The sequence below is a fragment of the Photorhabdus sp. S10-54 genome (genome assembly GCF_963878145.1).
Classification (GTDB): domain Bacteria; phylum Pseudomonadota; class Gammaproteobacteria; order Enterobacterales; family Enterobacteriaceae; genus Photorhabdus; species Photorhabdus kayaii.
On the sequence record NZ_CAWNXG010000024.1, the window covers coordinates 17,674 to 38,929 of the forward strand.

Sequence of the window (21,256 nt, forward strand, 5' to 3'; positions counted from 1 at the left end):
CCTAAGATTCGTTATTATTTATTCAACGTCTTATAAAAAACGCAACAATATAATTAAAAAATACTTTCACATGTAAATAATTTCATTAGATAAATAATTAAAATTACAAATAATATATATTTAAATATATAAAAAATTAATTATATTGCAATGTTATCATTCATGTGATCTGAAATATAAACGAAAAATAAAGGAGATAATTATGACTACAACTACAGAGCAAATAAATGTTGACTATCTAATATTCACTAATATAAATAACAATAATATGTAACTATCACCTAAATAAAGGAATGCAAAATGACATCTGCCTTTGACTCGATCGTATGTGTGGGAACCCCCGCGGTAACTGAATACGTTCGTACCTACAGTTATGGTCTTTAGGTCGGGGAGAATGTCAAATCTGTATCGACAAACGACAAACAGCTTTTCGCAGCGCGAAGGGTTTCGCTTAAAAACAGGCAAGGATCATTGCAATGGCTTATATATCCAAAGACTTCACGAACCTGCTCAATACCTTGATCGATGGACAGATTAAGGCAGCAAGTCGTCAGACCGAATGGTTTAACATGGGGCCTGATGAGCGTGCCGGCTACATCAGGCAGGTAGACGAGCGGTTACAGGAAATGCAGCAGAGTACGCTGAGTGTGCTGGCTGCCCAGTATTTTCAGATGCAGGACAACCCCGTTTCTGTTGGCGACCAGTTGCAGACATTGCAGCAAAGACGGCAGCAGATGAACGATGTGCCCGGCACACCGGCGATCAACGCCTATAAGCAGCAACTGGACCGCGACATCCTGCTATACAGCCGACAGCAGATGGCCATAACGCACTTTGACAGCACTTGGCGTAAAGCTTTGACCATGCTCAATCCCGGCGGCTCTAAGACCTTGAAGACGACGACCCTGAGGGAGGACGCGGCGGACAAGCAGGCTAAGCTGGATACCGAGATCAAACGTCTGGAACAACAACTGACTATACAGGTGGCTGCCTCCACGTTCAGCCCAAAATACGTGACGCTGTTTTCCAAATTACAGGCCTACAAGGAGGTCAATGCACGCTACAACGCCTTACTCAAAGCATCCTCTACGGAAGAGGCCGCAGCTTTCGGCGGGCTGACCACGGTGCCTCCGGCCTCCGATGATCTGCCGGTAAATATTTCGTTGCTGATGATGGAGGAGCGCCCTGGCTACATCCGCATGAACGTCGCACTAGTTAATGCCAGCACCGATGGCCGCTTCAAAGATTTCTTCCTGGAGAACGGCAGATTAGTTGTGTCGGCGGACAGGGTATTCAACTTCTCCTTCGGTACCGCAGCCCGCTCCCTAGCCTGGCAACAACAATACCGGCTCAAGAGTGAGCCGCCATCCTTTCGCTCGCCGACCTATGCACCAATTCGCTCGGTGCTGGTCAAAACCGAATTCGTCGAGAAGTACTTCGCCAACTACCTAGTTTCGGAAAGCACCTTGCGTGAAGGCTTCAAGGCGCAGTTGCTGGGTAATGGTCGCAAAATGCTACTGACCAGCGTTGACCGCAAGGTGCCGAACCAGGTCGGGATTCAGGTGTCCGGCCAGGTTTCGAATACCACCATCACCCGTGAGGTACCATTGGCAAGCGCCTTGAGTGACCTGATCAACCAGAATGCTGATATCGCTAGCTTCCAGACTATCGGCCTGGAGGGGTTTCGCCAGAACGGTTATCACCCGGACCGTGACGGGCTTTTCGTTAATATCCATGAGCTGGAACGTTCGGTCGGTTTTGCCAGTCGTCAGTACTTGTTGGAAATGCCCCAGGGCAACGGTTACCTATCCGCGACGCCCTTTGGGGTGATGAGCGTTGACGACAACAAGGTCAGCAGCAGTCACTTGAGCAAGGCGCAGACCGACATACTGTATCAATACAACGCCGCATTTTTCGAGAAGCTGGAGCAACTGCGTGAAGGCGGTACGAAGGCCAGTCGTCTGTTTAAAGGCAGCGAAGATCGCAAGGCGTTCGAGCAGCAGCTGGTACGTTTGCTCGAGCGTAACCACATCACCCCCGCAGGGGTGTTGGCGCCGGAGTACTTCCGTAACAACATGCGCGATATCAAGGGTAATAACCTAAACAAAGCGCTGTGGGAACAGGCGTTTGCCGCTTCGGTCTGGCGAAGCAGCGATAATGACCCGCTGCTGTTCGGGCTGGCGACGAGACTGGTGAAGAACCCGGCTATGGTTAAGGTCTTGCAAAATGGCTATGTGCAAAGTGATATTGCCCAGGCTAGGGGGCTATTGGCACCGTTGTACGAACAATGGCGCATTCGAGCCATCGAAGCGGAAATCCAGTGGGTTGCTAGCGCCAATGCGGCACAGCATCCAAGCAATCCGAAAGTACATGTTTTCGATCAAACTGCGGTTGAGCACTCGCTGGACGACAAACTGCTCACCCTGTTACTGACCGGTCCCCAGGGCCTTGAGAACGCCGATGCGCAACTGCGCCCGGCGGTTGAGGCGGCGCTGTTGAGCAATGAGGGCAGGAGCTTGCGCAAACAGGTCTTGTTCCATGCTTTGCGTCCGGTAGCCGATAGCTTTTCTAAGGCTGCGGTCCCGGTCAATCCTCACGCTGCGCTGGGTGACGGCAAGGTCATGATCAATAACCGGTTGAATCAGCCCGATCCGTATCTGATCCTCAATACCAGCCCTGAGGAGCAAACGTATCACGAGGATTCGTACCTGATCAAGGACGATAAATACCGCAGCTACAACCAGTTCCGTCCGGACCCGAAGAATGACGCCACACGCTACATGAATGACCTGGACACCCCGTTCGTGGGGGGGATTTCCGGGACCACCCAGACCGTCAGTAATGCCTTGCCGGAATTGTTCGGTGGTGCGTTGAGCGTCAAGCAGTATTGGCAATTCCAGATGGCCAATGCGGCATTCATGATCCGTAACGGCTATCACTCGTTCTTCGAAACCCTCTATGTCGCTGCGCGTTACGAACCGGAGGGTGCGGACAGTATCGGCAAGGATATGTTGCAGATGTTCGACAAGTACCGCGCCGAAGGCAGCAAGAGAGAGTTGCAGGGTGAACTGTATGATGGAGTGATGGCGCGGGTCTTGCCAATCATTAATCAGGGCTTGCCAGCGGCTGACGAATTCCATCCACCGCGTTTTACCTACATGGGTCCAAGACCGGCGCTGCTGGGGCAGGCGGTGAAGGATCTCGAACTCAAGGTCGGGCTGGTGTCTGTAGGTGATGGATTTGAGCCCCGACAAGGCAGTGCTGACATCCGTCAGTTTGCCACTGATCCTGCACTGTTCGCCAAAACCCGCACCATCAGTGCTGAGGTGCTGGTCAGGTCAGGGCACCTCCCGGCAGAGGGGAGTGCCCAGTTGGTGAAGGTCAGGTCAGGCTTATACGAGCTTGAGTACACTAAACAAAATGCTAATAGCATATCTTCAAGTAGCGTGTCGGCGTACTTCCTCGGCTACAATGGCCCGAACCAGGCCAATGCGGTACCCGCCTATGTGGACATTCCCAAGCATGTGGCTGCAGGGAGCTTTCTGTTCACCGGGACACTATCGGGCGGCTCGCTAGTGGTGACCAGCATCGACGACAATACCTACCGGGTTTACCACGATGGCCGATTCAACAGCTCGCTTCTGTATGACAATGTGGTGATGGCGGTCGACTACAAGGATTACCAGATATCCGGTACCACTGAGGGCCTTGCTGCGGCGTACATGCAGTACGTCAATGGCGAGTGGCAACTGGTGTTCCAGAGCCAGGAATATCAACGAGATGGACAGATGGTCTGGCCGAAGTTGCGCGGTGGTGTGGAGCCACTCTCGATTCAGGTTGCCGGCAGTCAGGTGGTGGAGCGCAACCAGGCCGAATTCGCCACTTACCGCGAGCAGGTTCACCAACAACTGAAGACGGTGGCGACGCAGTTTGGGGTGTCGGTCGAAGGAGTTACCGACGGCGTCTACACAGAGGGGGCATTTTCTCCTGAGCATCCGGCGATTGCCGCATGGACCCGGTTGCGCGAAGCGGTTCAGGCCAAGGTCAAAGCTAACATTGACCAAGTGGCGGACAAACGCTACCAGCTCCAGGAAGCACGACGTACCTCAAGTGATACGGCCTTGATCGACCAGCAGATCAAGCAACTCAATCTTACACAGGACTACTACAGAGCGCAGTACGATCCAGTATTGCGTGAAGCCAGTTCTGTCGAAAAGACTTGGCTCTGGCAACAGATCAAAGCTAAGGACGGCAGCGTTGCGGTGGTACGGATTGACGATACGGCCATTCAAGGCGAGGAGCGCACTAGCAGCGTGGGAGAACGTTACGCGGCCTCCGAGGCCTATCAGCGCGGGGCACAGGATAGCGGGTTCAATGATGGTTTGCGTAACTTCCGGGAGATCAAGATCCCCGGAGTGGATGACAAAATGTCGGTTCTGGAGATGAAACGCCTGTTTCTTGAAGGAAAACTTACCCATGAGCAACGGGGGGCCTTGAGCGGTCGCATCACCGAAATCAGCCAAGCCGAGTACATCGACAAGGTACTGCGACAGACCGCAATGTTCAGTGAGGACTTCCATGACGCCGGCAGTGTCTTCGACCGCTTAGTACCACAGGACTTTTATCTGTCGCTGGTCGGTGACCGAACCGGTGGCCGTTGCTACCCTTTGGTCAGGACCATGGCTGTGGCATTGGCGGGTGGTGGAGAGGCTGGCATCAATAGCTTGGTACAAAAGCTGTTCTTCGCCTCCGCTGACCCGCAGGCGGGCAGCTCCACGCTGCTCAAGAATAGCCTGATCAGTCTGCACTACAATGTTGAGGCCGTTCAGGCTTCCACGGAGCTGGGCCAGTTCAATTTGTCCGAGGTGGTGTTGCGACTGGCCGCAACAACCAGCACCTCGATGTTTGCACTCAATACCCAGAATCACTCGATGATGGTAGGGAGCACTGTCACGGCCGAAGGCCGTCGCTACTACTTCTATGACCCGAATGTTGGGATCTTTGCCTTCAACAACACCAAGAGTCTGTCCAGGGCTATGGAGCAGCACTTGGTGGTGCGCGGGCTGGCCGCGCACTATGGCTCGTTCGGCAGCAAATCGGTGCCAGTCTTCAACCTGATTGAGATCGATACCGGCAAGATGGCTGAGGTACCAGTGGGTAATGGCCTAAACGTGTCTGACCTGACCCGATTCGAGGAACTGTCCAGTGTCATCGGGCAACGGCACCAGGTCGAGCAGGTGGTGAGTGTACAAGAGCGGGTCATGGAAGACTTGCGACTGAGCCCTGCACTGAAGACCTTTGATGCCGAGCAATGGGGCGCCCGGTTCGAAGTCGCCAGCACCCGGCTGGCGCGAGAGCACCAACTGGACAGCCTCTGGCTACCGATTATCGCTACGACGGAAGACCAGGGGGAAGGTCGCTACCGGGTCCAGTTCATTAACCGTGACCAACCCGAGCAGACCCGCTGGTTGATCACCAATGATAGCACCTTTGTTGAATTCCGGCGCTTCGTCGATGAGCACATGGGTGTACTGAACGAGCACTTTACCCTGGAGCACGGCCGGATACGGCCTCGCGGCGGAGTTGGCGAGGCCGCTCCGGTGGATGGGCTGAACGCCGGATTTGCGGTTCAGACGCTAATCCAGTGGTTTGCCGACAATAACCGCCACGATGCGGCAAGCGGGGTGACTTCGCCTGATCTGGCCACCGCGCTCAAGGTCCACAGCTACCTCAACTTGGTCCAGATGGCTCACGGTGGTGTACAGGATATAGCCAAGGTCACCGCGTTGGTGCGTACGGCGCTGCGCGGTGAAGTGGTGGCCGCCGAAACCTCGTTAAAGGACTTTGCTTCGAACCTAGGCCACACCGTCAACGAAGGTGCCGGTGTGTTGTTTGGCGGAGCTATGGTCGGTCTGGATGCTTATGAATTGGCCTACGCTGAGAACGATGTGCAGAAGGCGGTGTTCGGTACCCAGTTAGCGTTCGACTCGGCGAGCTTTGTCACTGGTACCGCCGGGGTGGGGGCTGGTTTGGTCGGTGCTTCGACGGCCGGGGCGGTACTCGGTGGAGCCAGCGTGATCCTTGGCGGACTCGCGGTGGGCTTTACGGCATTGGCTCAAGCCTTTGGTGCGGTCGCCGAGGATGCCAAGGCGGTAGGCCGTTACTTTGATACGGTCGACAAGGCGTACAAAGGTAACGGCTATCGATATGACAACGAGAAAAAGGTGCTGGTGCCTCTTGCCGGGGCGGTGATCAAGAGCCTTGACTTGCGCAGGAACCAGATCAGCTTCGACAGCCAGTACATCTACCGTACCCATTCGGGCTCTACCGGTTCGGGGAAAATCAATTACTTCTTCTGGGTCGGTGACTTTCCGCGAATGGTCCATGATCGTGGTCAGGCTATCGAAGTGCGTAGCGGTATTGGTTACAAGGATATCTCCCGGCCTCTTGAACACGGCGACAGCAATGTCGTGATCCTGCCGGGCACACCTAAGTCTTACATCAGTTACGAATACATGCTGCTCCCTGGCACCACCACACGCCATGATGCTGGTTTCGACGTGATACGCAGGCTAGAGGAAGACAAGCGGTTTGACTACGACTTTTATATCTTTCCGGGTGAGGAGACAATCCGCAGGATTCATCATGAGTACGTCGACACCCCAATCGAGGTGATACTCGATCAGCGCAACCGGCAACTGGTGGTGCCCGAGCTACCCAAAGAGCTACACGGCTTTTTGCGCTACGAGATCAAGGGAGCGGGTGGCGAGTACCTGATCGGCCTCAACGAAGGCACCCAAGTTAAGCTCACGAGCGATAGTGCGAGTGCATTATCGCGCTGGATCATCGATAGCAGTCAGCTCGCCAGTGACAGCATCAGCGTGTCGAAGAACCAACTGGTGGTCGGCGGGGTGGTAGTCGAACGCGATCCGACCCAGAACGGGCAGGTATTGGTGGTCAACGGCAAGGGAGAGGTGCGCGAAGTTGACTTTGCCGGCCTGACAACTCAGGTGGTAAGCGAAGATGCGAGTAAGTGGCAGGTGCCCGGCCAGCAAATTGAGCAGCACCTGAGTGATCTGGCCAAAGCGCATCAGTTGCACGGGCAGTACGTAGTGGTGGAGAACTACAGCCACAACGGGCGAGATGTTGGTCGAGCGTTTTACGATGTAGGCAAGGAGCGGATGTTGTTCACCAACGCCACCCACGAACAGACCAGACATGCCCAATTGGGTGCGGTGATGGGTGACCATGCCTATTTCTACGACGCCGACAATGCGGCGACGTGGCGGGTAGACATCGCCACCGGACAGGTCGATGTGCAGTTTGAGCCATGGTTTAATCAAAATGCGGGTAAGATCAGTCGGCTATGGCAGGAGGGAGATGCGGTCTACCTGGCACGCCGTTATCGACTAAAAGAGAAGGAGGCTGAACTAGAGAAGGAAGCTGAGCTGTGCTATCGGATACTCGATGATCGAATGGAGTTGGTCAGTGCGGTGGGTGATGATGCGCTGCTCCAGCTTTTAGCACGTACCAGCCGGCATAGTGATGAGCTCAAGACTATACTCAAGGGCTACTACGAGAGCAAAAGTATACAGCGTGAGACTCCGACGTATATATTGGGCGCACGGTTGATCCAGCCGACCAGTGCGGCGCTAGTCACGGTGTTCGGCGTGGATGCGGCTGGCGTGGCGCACCGCTACTGGATACGTCCCGGCGACGGGACACTGATCAAGCCGAATCTGGCGCCACTGGCAGATCAGTCCCCGCACTTTAAAGAGTACGAACAAACCCGCAGTGCCTGGCCGATCCCGGCCGACCTGGTGTTAGCGGGGAGCATGTCGCAGCCCGGCGACAAGGAAGTGTTTTTCTTCTACAGTAAAGAGCAAAAGGCCCTGTTCCGACAGGAAGGTCCCGGGCAGGCTGTTCTCGACGCCAGCCATCCCACAGCATTACGCATCAGTACTCCAGCGTTAGCCAACCTAGTCAATCTGAACGGCAGCTTGCTTGTCATCACTGAGGATGGGCGTGTGGCCCGGCTCGATGCACTGGGGCAGCTTAGCTACGAAGCGGTCAACGAGCATTGGCTCAAGGGACGTACCCACTGGTGGCAGGACCTGGCTAGCGTCGCCGACGGCAGAGCTACTCTGGCAGTGTTCGGGGTCAAGGGTACCGACGGCAAGAGCCTGCTGCCAGTGTGGTACCACAACGGTCAGGTAGTCGTGGCTTCGGCCCCCCTGCAAGATAAGCGTTTGCAGTTCTTGGGTTTTGAAGCGGATGGCTCCGGTGCGCGACTGTTCGAACCCGCCAGCGGCAAGTTGTATCGTCAGCCGCCTATGACTGCCGATGCGCTGGCTGCCGCGTTCGGTACCGACGAGGTGCTTGAGGTTTCGCCACAGCTTCCCGCCGCCAGTGAGCTGGCGTCTGGACTGCACCTCAAGGCGGCGGAGCAAGTCGATGCCGGGCTACGCCTGACCACCGTCAAAGGCGAGATCCTATTGCGAACCAATGACGGTAAATTGCAGTTGGTCGCCGTCGACAAAGGCTGGCAACAGGACAACTTCGCTCGTCTGCCACAGGCACTTGCTAAGATCGCTGGTCAGTGGCGAGCCAAAGGCGTGCTGACCTTGCAAGGCGATGACACACAAGGCTGGTTCGATGTCGGCAGCGGTCAAGTGTTCTCCTGCGGTAGCATCCAGGCTAAAGACAATCTGCGTTTCATCGGAATTGCTACCGGGAAGAAGGGCGCATATGTGTACAGCCCAACGAACCAGGCGCTATACCGGGTCAAGGACGATGGTGTGCAGAAGCTGAATCATTACACTAGTGTCGAGCGTATTGGTTCGTCGTTGTTGATTCGGAGCGGGGGCGCGGATGGTCGCCGGGACGACTTGACCCCACCGCTGATCGCCGGTGTTGACAGTGTGGTGTTGCATGGCGGTGCCGATAACGATACCTACCGCCTCAGCCAAGAGATGTGGTCGTATTACCGCACGGTTATCATTGACAACGATGACCCGGGCCAGGCCCTGGACCGCTTGATCATTCCGGTGGTTGATGCGGAAAAAATCCTCGTGAGCCGCCATGAGGATAACTTGATGCTGACTGACTCGACCAATGGCACGACCTTGGTGATGCGCAAGGTGTTCGGTAGCCAGGCGGTGACGCACCAGCATTTGCAAATCGAACTGGAAGGTTCTTCGCTGGTGATGGGAGTGGACCATCTGGTCAAGAACTTTACTCAGAGGAGTTACACCAAAGGGGGGCTGGTAGAGCTGTCTTGGGCCAGTAGACAACCCGTCATCATGCCTCATGCGATTCATTCCGTTGCTGCTGTCCCGGACACGGAGGGGCCGAGCCTAGCGAAGCTGAGCGGGGCGATGGCCTCGTTCCCTGATATCGGCGGTGCCCGCGAGCACCTGCCGCAAAACCGTCAGGCTACGCAGGCGGCGCTGGTGCCACCGCTGTCTTGAGTTAGCAGGAGAAACCACAGGAGGGGCGCAAAGCCCTTCCTGTCTCCGGGCTCCGGTCGAATCATTCCTCCTGTAGTAGAAGCAGATCATGATCAAACCCATCGAAGGCTTACGGTCAAGTTATTGCAAGGTGGTGAATACATTCCTGATGTTTTCAGGTGTGAACAATCGGCCTGCTTAAGTGATCCGCCAGCAGGTACTAGCATTGCGTGGATATGTGTTGCATCAGGTCGGGCTGAAAGGTGTTACTTGGAATAGTAAGATTGCGCATTTGCTGGAGTGTGAGTTGATGCTGTACATCGATGTTGAGCCACAGAGAGAAGAATGTTAATAGGATAAAACAGAATATTCTCGCTGCTGGCTGAACCTGTCTTTTCTACATAAATTCCTTGTTACAAGATGGGGAATCTTTTTGAACTGAGGCAATCTTTTATAACTAACCCTATTCTGATTAATAATAAGAAAGCTGAGCAACCAATAATAAACAATATCGTGTTAATGAATTCATTGATTTTAGTTTGGATGGATTGACAGGTGCAATAGAACTTGCAAGTATTTCGCCAAAGAAAAAAATTGACGCCTAAATTTTTAGGTATCCTAGCTTGGTAACCCTTATGTTCAATTCAGTATCGAAGTACTGAAAAGCCAAACCAACTACAGTTATGCATCCGGGTTCTTGTATTGAGTGGGCCGTCGAGTTTTTATCTCCTAACCAACGCACCTTGAATTGGTGCCCGGAGGCGGAATCGAACCACCGACACGAGGATTTTCAATCCTCTGCTCTACCGACTGAGCTATCCGGGCAACGGGGCGCATTAAACCGTATTCAGCCTAAGTCGTCAATGCCTTTCTGATAAAAAATGATAAAAGCGGATTGATTGCTTTCTTTTTGCTCGGAATTTGTGTGGTTGTTCATCTTAGGCTGATTTTTGTTAACTTAACGCACCATTTTTGCGGCATAAGGCAATAGCTAAAACATCTTCTGCCAGCAGTTTTGCCGTAGTGATATCACCAATATCCCGTTTGAGTAGTAGCTTACTCAGGCAACCTTCCAGAATCAGTTCCATCTGTTTAGCAACGAGTTCGCAATCTTCAATATCCAGTTGATGTAATAGCTCGGTGGTGTAACGGGAAGAACTCTGTTTTTGTAATTCAGCTAATTGATGGATAGGGTGGTCAGATTCAGGGAATGCGCTACAGGCTGCGATAAATAGGCAGCCTGGGTAGCGTTTCTCCTTTACTTTTTCATCAAGGGCTGTGTAACGAGCCAGTAGCTTCTGCTCTGGTGTCAGAGTTTCATCCAGTAATATCTGTCGCTGCCAGACTTCAATCTGTTGGCCGTGATAACGTAGACAGTCATAAAGTAGAGCTTCCCGATCGGGCCAGAACTGCTTGAGATATTCGATATCCATGTTAAGCGAGCCAAAAAGTACCTCAGTTGTGATGGATAAGCCATGTTGCTCCAGTAAGTTTAAGGCATGACTAAGAACTTGTTCTCGTTGCATGGTGTTCTCCTTCTGAATCATTTTGGCAGATGTTGCAAATGCTCATTAAAGTGGGTTGCATCCATAAAACCATTTACCCGTGAATCGGGGATCTCTTTCCCCTGAGAATCAAAAAACAAAATAGTCGGCAATCCCCGAACGCTAAGTTTTTCTAAAAGCTGCTTCTGTTGCGGGCTGTTGTTCGTGACATTGGCCTGTAACAGTAAGGTATCACCTAGTTGTGACTGAACTTGTGGATCGCTGAAAGTATATTTTTCAAATTCTTTACAAGCGGTACACCAGTCAGCATAGAAATCAAGCATAACGGTTTTATGGCTGTTTTGTGTCATTATCTGTTCTAATTCCTGCCAGTTATTTATCTGGCGGAAATTTAAACTGTGTTGCGACTGTTGTGTGACCGTTGTACCCCAAAACCAATCCTGCAATGGGCGGGTAGCTATCAGCATCAAAATTAACAATATCAGTTGTATGACTCGTACCCAACCGTTTTGGCTTCTAATCGTCAGAACAAATCCCCATCCTAGGAAACTGACTGCTAGCAGGCTCCATAATCGTATTCCCCATGCATCACCGATAACCCTTTCCAGCAGGAAAATGGGTAGCGCAAGAATAATGAAGCCAAAAGCTTCTTTAACATACTGCATCCAAGGCCCACTGCGTGGCAGGAGTTTGTGACCAAATAGGGTGACAGCAATGAGCGGTAATCCCATTCCCAAAGCGTAAAGATAAAGGGTTAGGCCACCTGCCACGGTATTACCACTTTGAGCAATGTAGAGCAGAATCGCGCTTAAAGGCGCGGTAGTACAAGGAGAGCAAATTAATCCCGCTAACGCACCCATAGCGAATACACCGAAAAGTGAACCGTTTTTTTGCTGGTTACTCCAGTTGACTAAGCGCGTCTGAACAGCGGAAGGCAGTTGCAGAGAATAGAGGCCGAACATCGACAGTGCCAGCAGAATAAACAATACTGATAAGCCGATCAGTACATACGGATGTTGCAGTGCGGCCTGAAATTGTAGACCGGCAGCCGCTACAATCAATCCAAGTAGCGTATAGGTGACTGCCATGCCTTGAACATAGCTTAGCGCTAACCAAAATATCTGTCTCAGGCTTTTAGGGCGTTGGCTGCCAAGAATAATGCTGGAAATCAATGGATACATCGGTAGTACACAAGGTGTAAAGGCGATACCGATGCCAATCAAAATTGCCCAGAGTGGTGAGAAAGGTAAATGTTGTTGGTCATTCGATGCACTTTCTGGCGTTTTGTGAACAGGTTCAGCAGGTATGGCGTCAGTTGTTTTTGATGGAATAACTGCACTCAATGGAACAAGGCGGGTTTCAGGTGGATAGCAATATCCTGCGGCGGCACAGCCTTGATAAGTGACAACGATATTAGAATTGTTGTTCGCCTTTGTAACAGGAACATTGACGATGAGTTGTTGGAAATAAACTTCAGTTTCACCAAAGAATTCATCTCGATGAGCTGTACCTTGTGGCAACGTGATTTTACCTAGTGTGGCCTGTTGCGGCTCAATATGAAGTTGTTTGCGATAAAGGTAATAACCCGGTTTGATCTGCCAGTCTAACGTCAATTTGTCGTTTTTTTGCTGAAAATCAAACATGAATGCCTGATCTACTGGCAAATATGGGTTTTGCCCCGGCTGTTCAAACAGCGCGTTTGCTGCCGTTGGGGTAAGGAGGGGGCTGCAAAGCAGCAAAAATAGCATCAGAGTACGTTTAATCATAAAGATAATGATCGCTAATCGAATGAAACAGATTCAGCACTATAACCGAAGGCGGCCAGACCAGAAAGTGTTCTGGTTAAGATTAAGACAGTTATTGAAGGTTTTCAGAGAAAATGTATCGCTTGGTAGAAGAGAGTATATAGGGGCGGTATACGCCCCTATATTAAGCGGTTATTGGCAGGCAGAGAATTAAAGGATCATACTGCCGAATAGGAAACCGAAGGCAACAGCTAGAGCAACCCCAATGGTGCCAGGGATAAAGAATGGATGATTAAATACAAAACGGCCGATACGGGTCGTGCCGGTGTCATCCATTTGAACTGCGGCAACTAAGGTTGGATAAGTAGGTAGAATAAACAATCCAGAAACTGCGGAGAAAGAGGCAATGGCAGTCAATGGAGTGACGTTCAGAGCCAAAGCCATCGGCATCAACGCTTTTGCGGTAGCTGCCTGAGAATAGAGTAGGGCGGAACAGAAGAAGAAAATAATCGCTAGCAGCCAAGGTTGAGAGTGGATTAACTCTCCAGCGGTGCCTTTAATCCAATCCATGTTTGCCTGTACAAAAGTATCTCCTAGCCATGCAACACCCAGAATACAGATACATGCGCTCATACCCGCTTTAAAGGTACTGGAGTTCAGGATGGCGTCAGTATCAACTGAACAGAACATGGTGGTGATAGTTGCAACACTCAACATAATGATCAGAATAGCGTGAGTAGTGTTCATCAGGGGTTCTGCAATCAGGCCGATGCTTGGGCTGTTGACGATAGCGTAAATAACAACACTGATAACACCCGACAGGAATAACAGAACAGAAGCTTTAGCCCTTGGTTTGATCTCAATCTGTTTGCTGCCACGCAGAGTTACCAGGTTTTCTTCCAGACGTTTCAGATAAATGGGGTCATCAGATAGTTTGGAATTGAACATCCAGGCGATGATGAAAGACATCAGAACGATAGCGGCGAAAGTGGATGGTAATAGCACCATCAACAGATGGATATAGCTGACGCCGTGGCCTTCCATCAGAGAAGACATATAGACGACTGCTGCGGAAATGGGTGAGGCGGTGATGCCAATTTGGGCTGCTACAACCGCCGTGGAAAGTGGACGGCATGGCTTAATGCCTTGCTCTTTCGCAACTTCAGTAATAACAGGTAGCGCTGACAGAGAGATGTTACCTGTACCTGCAAACAGTGTCAGGAAATAGGTAACGATAGGTGCGAGTATCGTGATGTATTTTGGATTTTTACGCAGCAGTTTTTCAGTCTGCTGGACCAGATAATCCAGACCACCGGCAACCTGCATTGCAGAGATAGCGGCGATAACGGCCATAATGATGGAAATAACATCAAATGGGATATGCCCTGGTTTAACGCCAATTATAGCCAGCACCAGAACGCCAAGACCACCGGCAAATCCAATGCCAATTCCCCCTAATCTTGCACCCAGGAAGATGGCCAGCAGAACGATAATCAATTCTACGGCTAACATAATAGTGACTCCTTGAAATAATTAAAAATTTGAAAATTTTAGGTTAATACTTTGTGCATGTAGGGAAGTAAAAAGGCACGCTATCCAGTTGGAGTTGCGTGCCTTGTTGCTAAGAGCTATTTTTTATTATATTCAACAACTTAATCGTCAAAACGTTTTGCCTTGTAAGATGGGCATTTTAGGTTCTCTACAGAGAAGATGTCATCCAATTGAGTTTCGGTCAGTAGACCTCGTTCCAGCACGACTTCACGAACACTTTTACCGGTTTCAGCACAAATTTTACCAACAATGTCACCATTGTGGTGACCGATGAATGGGTTCAGATATGTCACGATACCGATCGAGTTGAATACGAAATTTTCGCAAACTTCTTTGTTAGCCGTGATGCCATTAACGCATTTTTCTACCAGGTTGCGGCAAGCGTTGCTTAGCAGGGAGATAGATTCAAACATGGCCTGACCGATAGCAGGTTCCATTACATTGAGCTGTAACTGGCCTGCTTCGGATGCCATAGTAACACAAATATCGTTACCAATAACTTTGAAGCAAACCTGATTCACAACTTCTGGAATAACCGGGTTCACTTTTGCCGGCATAATAGAAGAGCCTGCCTGTAATTCTGGTAGGTTGATTTCATTCAGGCCAGCACGAGGGCCAGAAGAAAGCAAACGCAGGTCATTGCAGATTTTAGACAGTTTGACAGCCAGGCGCTTCAGAGCACCGTGGACCATAACATAAGCCCCACAGTCAGAGGTGGCTTCAATCAGGTCTTCGGCTGGTACGCAGGGTAAACCTGAAACTTCCGCCAGTTTTTCAACTGCCAATTTCTGATAACCTGGTGCTGTATTCAAGCCGGTACCGATAGCAGTAGCACCAAGGTTAACTTCCAGCAATAATTCAGAGGTTCGGTTGAGGTTTTTAACTTCTTCTTTCAACAGAATAGAGAATGCGTTGAATTCCTGCCCTAGTGTCATGGGAACAGCATCCTGTAATTGGGTACGACCCATTTTTAGGATCTCATTAAATTCTTTGGCTTTTTTATCGAAACCTACAATTAACAGTTCAATAGACTCGATCAGTTTCAGGATGGAGTTATAAACTGAGATGCGGAAGCCAGTTGGGTAGGCGTCGTTAGTTGACTGGCTTTTATTCAGATGGTCATTGGGATTCAGGTACTCATATTCGCCTTTTTTATGGCCTAACAGTTCCAGACCAATGTTTGCCAGAACCTCATTGGTATTCATGTTGAGTGAAGTACCGGCACCGCCTTGAAACACATCGACCGGAAATTGATCCATGCATCTGCCGGTATAGAGCACTTCGTCACATGCTTTGATGATGATGTCTGCAATTTTTTTAGGAATAGTTTGTAGCTCTTTGTTAGCTAAGGCTGCGGCTTTTTTTACCATCACCATGCCACGGATGAATTCGGGTACATCATTAATGGTGTTGTTACTGATATGGAAGTTTTCAATCGCACGTAAGGTGTGAATACCATAATAGGCTTCAGCAGGGACTTCTCGTTTACCTAACAGGTCTTCTTCGATACGAATGTTGTTTGACATGAGAACCTTCTTATTAGATGACGTTTTTACTGTCTAATTATGCGTTCGTTAAATCATTATGTTGCCAACTGCAATAGTTATGATATGAACTTTTTATCACCGGATGGCCAGCGTGATCATATGCTGGTTAGCAATAAATGCATTGAATCTGGATCACTTTATAGTGGTATTTGTTTAGTCTGATTTGATATATGTGATATCTATCACAATTTCGTATCTAATTAGAAAGATTTTCAGCGGATTGAAAACGATAGCTGTGACCCCAATTATGTCTTTAATAAACTGAAAAAATATTAATTTGGTTGTCCCTTGGATTTTGTTGATATGATTTATTCAGGATACAACCTGTTCATCCAAATCAATTGAAGGAGCACCAAGTGCGTTGGTTGCCATTTATCCTGATATTTTTGCTTGTCTATATCGAGTCAGCCTTATTTGTGCGTGTTGCCTCTGAACTAGGTGTACTGTTGACTCTGTTACTGGTGTTGTTTACTTCTTGTATCGGTATCTCTTTGGTACGCAGTCAGGGCATAAAGAATTTTATCCAGATCCAGCAGAAGCTGATTAATGGGGAGAGTCCGGCTGCGGAAATGATAAAAAGCGTCTCTCTTTTACTGGCGGGTTTCCTGTTACTCCTCCCCGGTTTTTTTACGGATTTTCTTGGATTGTTGTTGTTATTGCCACCGGTTCAAAAAACATTAGTGATGAAACTGATGCCACATATCAATTTCTATCGTCCTCATAATAGTGGTGGATTTAGACGGGATAGTAATACTTTTGAGGGGGAATACGAGCGTAAGCAGGATGACCCCTCCCGAACGTTGAAAGACCATAAACCCGATGACGACGAGCATAAGCCTCATTGATAAGCGGTTATTTTCTGAATGTTTGGTTTAATCATCGGTTTTTTTCTGTGGGCAAGAAAAAAGTAAAATATTTTTTTGCCTGCCCTTGAAGTATCATAAGTAGGTCCCCATTTAATTTATTATGATACTAGTTTAATGAAAGCGTACTGGTATCAATCCTCTTACCTGATATGGACTTTCTTATAGGAGAGCTATCAATGAATATTCGTCCATTGCATGATCGTGTAATCGTCAAGCGTAAAGAAGTTGAATCAAAATCTGCTGGCGGTATTGTGCTGACTGGCACTGCTGCGGGTAAATCCACTCGTGGCGAAGTTTTGGCTGTGGGCAATGGCCGCATCCTTGAAAACGGTGATGTAAAAGCACTGTGTGTGAAAGTTGGAGATATCGTTATTTTTAACGATGGTTACGGTGTTAAATCAGAGAAGATCGACAACGAAGAAGTGTTGATCATGTCTGAAAGCGACATTCTGGCAATTGTTGAAGCGTAATTGTTGCGCTTAGATCTTCTTAACTGAACGAATTTAAAGGAAAGAAACAATGGCAGCTAAAGACGTAAAATTTGGTAGCGACGCTCGCGTTAAGATGCTACGTGGTGTGAATATTCTTGCTGATGCAGTAAAAGTAACCCTTGGCCCTAAAGGCCGTAACGTTGTGCTGGATAAATCTTTCGGTGCTCCTACAATCACCAAAGACGGTGTTACCGTCGCTCGTGAAATTGAACTGGAAGACAAGTTCGAAAACATGGGTGCTCAGATGGTGAAAGAAGTTGCCTCTAAAGCGAATGATGCTGCGGGCGACGGTACAACGACCGCAACTGTATTGGCTCAGTCTATTGTTACTGAAGGTCTGAAAGCCGTAGCCGCTGGCATGAACCCAATGGATCTGAAGCGTGGCATCGATAAAGCCGTAGTTGCAGCAGTTGCAGAGCTGAAAAAGCTGTCCGTACCTTGCTCAGATTCCACCTCTATTGCTCAGGTAGGTACTATCTCCGCGAATTCCGACGAAACTGTGGGTAAATTGATCGCAGAAGCGATGGATAGAGTTGGTAAAGAAGGTGTAATCACCGTTGAAGAAGGTACTGGCTTGGAAGACGAGCTGGATGTCGTTGAAGGTATGCAGTTCGACCGTGGTTACCTCTCTCCTTATTTTATCAACAAACCAGAAAACGGTTCTGTTGAATTAGAAAACCCATATATTCTTCTGGTAGATAAAAAAATCTCCAACATCCGTGAACTGTTACCCGTTCTGGAAGGTGTAGCTAAGGCAAGCAAGCCTTTGCTGATTGTTGCTGAAGATGTTGAAGGTGAAGCACTGGCAACTCTGGTTGTTAATACCATGCGTGGCATCGTCAAAGTTGCTGCGGTTAAAGCGCCTGGCTTCGGTGACCGCCGTAAAGCTATGCTGCAAGATATCGCTGTCTTGACTAACGGTAATGTTATTTCTGAAGAGATTGGCTTGGAGTTGGAAAAAGCAACTCTGGAAGATCTGGGTCAGGCAAAACGTATCGTTATCAACAAAGATACCACCACCATCATTGATGGCGTTGGTGAAGAAGTTGCAATTGCAGGCCGTGTTAATCAGATCAATCAGCAGATCAAAGAGTCCACTTCTGATTATGACCGTGAAAAACTGCAAGAGCGCGTAGCTAAACTGGCTGGTGGTGTTGCTGTTATCAAAGTTGGTGCTGCAACAGAAGTTGAAATGAAAGAAAAACGCGCTCGCGTTGACGATGCTCTGCATGCAACTCGCGCAGCAGTAGAAGAAGGCGTAGTAGCTGGTGGTGGTGTTGCACTGGTTCGCGTTGCAGCGGCTATTGCTGGTCTGAAAGGCGATAACGAAGATCAAAACGTAGGTATCCGTGTTGCAATGCGTGCGATGGAAGCTCCTTTACGTCAGATCGTTGATAACTCAGGTGAAGAGCCATCTGTTATCGCAAACAGCGTGAAAGCAGGTGAAGGCAACTACGGTTATAACGCAACGACTGAACAGTATGGCGATATGATCGCAATGGGTATTTTGGATCCAACCAAAGTGACCCGTTCTGCACTGCAATTTGCAGCATCTATCGCTGGTCTGATGATCACCACTGAATGTATGATCACTGATCTGCCTAAAGATGATAAAGCTGATTTAGGTGCAGCAGGCGGTATGGGTGGCATGGGCGGTATGGGCGGCATGATGTAATAGCCGCGTAGGTCGCTAGCCGAGCGGGTTACGTCCATAGTGGTCACCGATTAATAGTGGTCACCGATTAATATCGTGGTGAATATTCCCACCCCGCTAAAATAGCATTTAAAAAAATCCGATATCCGGGCTGAGGTTCAAGTCTGGATATCGGTCTCCGGGTCTGATTTCAGATAGGGGTGAAAGCCTGTATTTCCGTAATATTCATGAAAAACGTACGTTGAAGTGATGTTGTTTCCAATATTGTGATGAAACGGCATCGTGTTTACTAAGTGATAAGTCTACTAGGATAGCTGAAGTGCTTTCCCGTCAACTTTATTTTTGCTGATGTTCCAATGAACGATACAAGGGACTGCTCTTGCTAAACGTTCTCTTCTCCTGTTTCCTTCTGTAGTGCTGCTATACTCGTGATTAAAGTTTGTGCAACACTGCTCCTGCTCCATGTGAAACTACGGCTTTACAAAGTGATTGCTCTCTTCATTAGCTTAAAAAGCGTAAGTAATAAAGATGATTTGGCATAGGGGAAATTCTTAAGGAAAAAAATATTTCCTTAAACTTAGAAAAAATGAGTTTATTAGACTAAAATTCATTTATTCATAGGACTTTGGAAAATAATTCAAATATCTATGCACAAATTTAATCGATCTACAGAAATGGCGGTATTCGTTCAGGTCATTGAGTCGGAGAGTCTCTCTGCCGCTGCTCGCAAGCTCGACATGACGCCATCAGCAGTCAGTAAGCTTATTAATCGACTGGAGATGCGACTTGGTGTACGGCTGTTGAATAGAACGACACGTAAACTTCAGTTAACGGCTGAGGGTTCTGTTTTCTATGAACGTAGTGTCAGAATTTTGGAGGACATCATAGCCGCAGAACAAGAAGCAAATCAGGGAACCGCGCTACGTGGACGGATACGTGTGAATTGTCATGTTGCGTTTGGAAAACATTGCTTGATGCCTTTACTACCGGATTTCCTGCAACGCTACCCAGAGATCACACTCGACATCTCATTATGTGACTTGATAGTGGATTTACTTGATGATCGTAGCGATGTGGCGATTCGCACCGGTCCTCTGGACGATTCATGCTTCATGGTACGCAAGTTGGGGGCAAGTCGAATGGTTGTGGTAGGATCTCCTTCGTACCTTGAAAGGATGGGAATACCCTCTATGCCTAGCGATCTGGGGCGCTACAATCGACTTGGTTTTGGCTTTACCCGTCATATGAAAGCTTGGCCTTTCATCGATTCGGAAGAGTGGGGGCAACAATTGCCTTCAGGGAACTTGCTACTTGGTGATGGAGAAACCATGCGTAAAGCTGCAATAGCAGGACTTGGCTTAGCACGATTAGCTCGTTTCCATGTGGATGCTGATATTCGGAACGGTTTGTTGCTACCTGTACTTGAGAACTATAATCCTGGCGATAAGGAAGAAATATATGCAGTTTTTGTCGGCCAAGGTAGGCAACTCCCATCACGGATACGGGTATTTCTGGACTATCTGACAGAGCGTATCCACATTGGTGATGGATGGTGATAGTCGGAAAGTATGATGCCACGAAAATGTTTGATGGCCCATTATCGTGGTATCAATGGAGGTATTTCTATCCAAATGGGGCACAGTTTCTTGCATCCATGTTAAAAAAGTATCATTATTTACACACAATAAAATCCACATGAAATTCATATATACCCTATAGATTTCAAGATGCATCGCGGCGGCAAGGGAGCGAATCCCCGGGAGCATAGATAACTATGTGACCGGGGTGAGTGAGTGCCGCCAACAAAGAGGCAACTTGAAAGATGACGGGTATAAGTATAATTTCTTAATCCTATTAATATGTGAAGTTTTTATGGGATATAACGTCAGATAATTGCTCAATAAAAAATTGTCGTGAGATATTATCAAATCAAAACTGTCGATATACCCTATGGATTTCAAGATGCATCGCGACGGCAAGGGAGCGAATCCCCGGGAGCATAGGTAACTATGTGACCGGGGTGAGTGAGTACAGCCAACAAAGAGGCAACTTGAAAGATAACGGGTATAGATGTTTTAATAGTGTTTTGAGTGAGATGGTTTAAGTTTAATATCATTCGCAACATGGGAATTGAATTTATAAGATGGAAAAATAAACATAAATATGCCAACAGGAAATATATGTCAGATGATTATTATAAGTTTATTCAAGATCTTGCTGTAAGAGGGTTAATGAATTAAATATTTACATTATGACTTTTAGTATTGCATATAATAATATTTTTAGTGTTCTATCTGGTAGTCAATATCATGGATAAAAGGCTTTTTTAATAGATAATTTATGTATTGATTAATGAGTGATGTTTTTTGAAGATAAAGCATTTATCAAACTTATTCATGTTATTTATTCGATTATTTTCCTCTATTTTCTTACTGCATTCACCTTGGC

At 48.6% G+C, this 21,256-nt stretch carries 10 protein-coding genes and 1 tRNA gene; 6 read left to right on the forward strand and 5 right to left on the reverse strand.

Annotation, left to right across the window (positions count from 1 at the left end; all coding sequences use genetic code 11):
- Nucleotides 1-476: 476 nt before the first annotated feature.
- Nucleotides 477-9,470: an insecticidal toxin MCF gene (gene mcf / locus AACQ83_RS13900; RefSeq protein WP_112878238.1), complete on the forward strand. Its 8,994-nt coding sequence runs from the start codon at nt 477-479 to the stop codon at nt 9,468-9,470.
- A 181-nt stretch (nt 9,471-9,651) separates the two neighbouring features.
- Nucleotides 9,652-9,801 (forward strand): hypothetical protein, encoded by a 150-nt coding sequence (locus AACQ83_RS13905; protein WP_238399278.1) that lies wholly within the window; start codon nt 9,652-9,654, stop codon nt 9,799-9,801.
- Between the two features lie 397 nt (nt 9,802-10,198).
- Here the strand turns inward: AACQ83_RS13905 and AACQ83_RS13910 are convergent.
- From AACQ83_RS13910 to aspA, 5 genes are all read right to left on the reverse strand, one after another.
- Nucleotides 10,199-10,274 (reverse strand) — tRNA-Phe (locus AACQ83_RS13910).
- 128 nt (nt 10,275-10,402) lie between these two features.
- Entirely contained in the window at nt 10,403-10,975 is a 573-nt protein-coding gene (gene dicD, locus AACQ83_RS13915) for a division control transcriptional repressor DicD (protein ID WP_112878239.1), read from the reverse strand.
- Nucleotides 10,976-10,992: 17 nt separating this feature from the next.
- Nucleotides 10,993-12,720, reverse strand: a complete 1,728-nt coding sequence (locus AACQ83_RS13920; protein WP_112878240.1) for a protein-disulfide reductase DsbD — start codon at nt 12,718-12,720, stop codon at nt 10,993-10,995.
- A 189-nt stretch (nt 12,721-12,909) separates the two neighbouring features.
- Nucleotides 12,910-14,211, reverse strand: coding sequence for an anaerobic C4-dicarboxylate transporter (locus AACQ83_RS13925; protein WP_112878241.1), 1,302 nt, complete (start codon nt 14,209-14,211; stop codon nt 12,910-12,912).
- 140 nt (nt 14,212-14,351) lie between these two features.
- Nucleotides 14,352-15,776 carry an aspartate ammonia-lyase gene (gene aspA / locus AACQ83_RS13930; protein WP_112878242.1) on the reverse strand — a complete coding sequence of 475 codons (1,425 nt, stop codon included), beginning with the start codon at nt 15,774-15,776 and terminating at the stop codon, nt 14,352-14,354.
- A gap of 377 nt (nt 15,777-16,153) precedes the next feature.
- On the opposite strand from aspA, the gene AACQ83_RS13935 reads away from it, so the two are divergent.
- The 4 genes from AACQ83_RS13935 (at nt 16,154) to AACQ83_RS13950 (ending at nt 20,364) form a co-directional block, all read left to right on the forward strand.
- Nucleotides 16,154-16,642 (forward strand): FxsA family protein, encoded by a 489-nt coding sequence (locus tag AACQ83_RS13935; protein ID WP_011148252.1) that lies wholly within the window; start codon nt 16,154-16,156, stop codon nt 16,640-16,642.
- 197 nt (nt 16,643-16,839) lie between these two features.
- On the forward strand, nt 16,840-17,133 hold the full coding sequence (locus AACQ83_RS13940) for a co-chaperone GroES (RefSeq protein ID WP_036809429.1): 294 nt from the start codon (nt 16,840-16,842) through the stop codon (nt 17,131-17,133).
- 49 nt (nt 17,134-17,182) lie between these two features.
- Nucleotides 17,183-18,829: a chaperonin GroEL gene (groL, locus tag AACQ83_RS13945; protein ID WP_112878243.1), complete on the forward strand. Its 1,647-nt coding sequence runs from the start codon at nt 17,183-17,185 to the stop codon at nt 18,827-18,829.
- Between the two features lie 626 nt (nt 18,830-19,455).
- Nucleotides 19,456-20,364, forward strand: coding sequence for a LysR family transcriptional regulator (locus tag AACQ83_RS13950; protein ID WP_112878244.1), 909 nt, complete (start codon nt 19,456-19,458; stop codon nt 20,362-20,364).
- Nucleotides 20,365-21,256 lie beyond the last annotated feature (892 nt).

Bases quoted from the DNA above. Each gene is read 5' to 3' on its own strand.
- mcf (WP_112878238.1), top strand. From the start codon at position 477: ATGGCTTATATATCCAAAGACTTCACGAACCTGCTCAATACCTTGATC.
- dicD (WP_112878239.1), bottom strand. From the start codon at position 10,975: ATGCAACGAGAACAAGTTCTTAGTCATGCCTTAAACTTACTGGAGCAA.
- AACQ83_RS13920 (WP_112878240.1), bottom strand. From the start codon at position 12,720: ATGATTAAACGTACTCTGATGCTATTTTTGCTGCTTTGCAGCCCCCTC.
- AACQ83_RS13925 (WP_112878241.1), bottom strand. From the start codon at position 14,211: ATGTTAGCCGTAGAATTGATTATCGTTCTGCTGGCCATCTTCCTGGGT.
- aspA (WP_112878242.1), bottom strand. From the start codon at position 15,776: ATGTCAAACAACATTCGTATCGAAGAAGACCTGTTAGGTAAACGAGAA.
- AACQ83_RS13940 (WP_036809429.1), top strand. From the start codon at position 16,840: ATGAATATTCGTCCATTGCATGATCGTGTAATCGTCAAGCGTAAAGAA.
- groL (WP_112878243.1), top strand. From the start codon at position 17,183: ATGGCAGCTAAAGACGTAAAATTTGGTAGCGACGCTCGCGTTAAGATG.
- AACQ83_RS13950 (WP_112878244.1), top strand. From the start codon at position 19,456: ATGCACAAATTTAATCGATCTACAGAAATGGCGGTATTCGTTCAGGTC.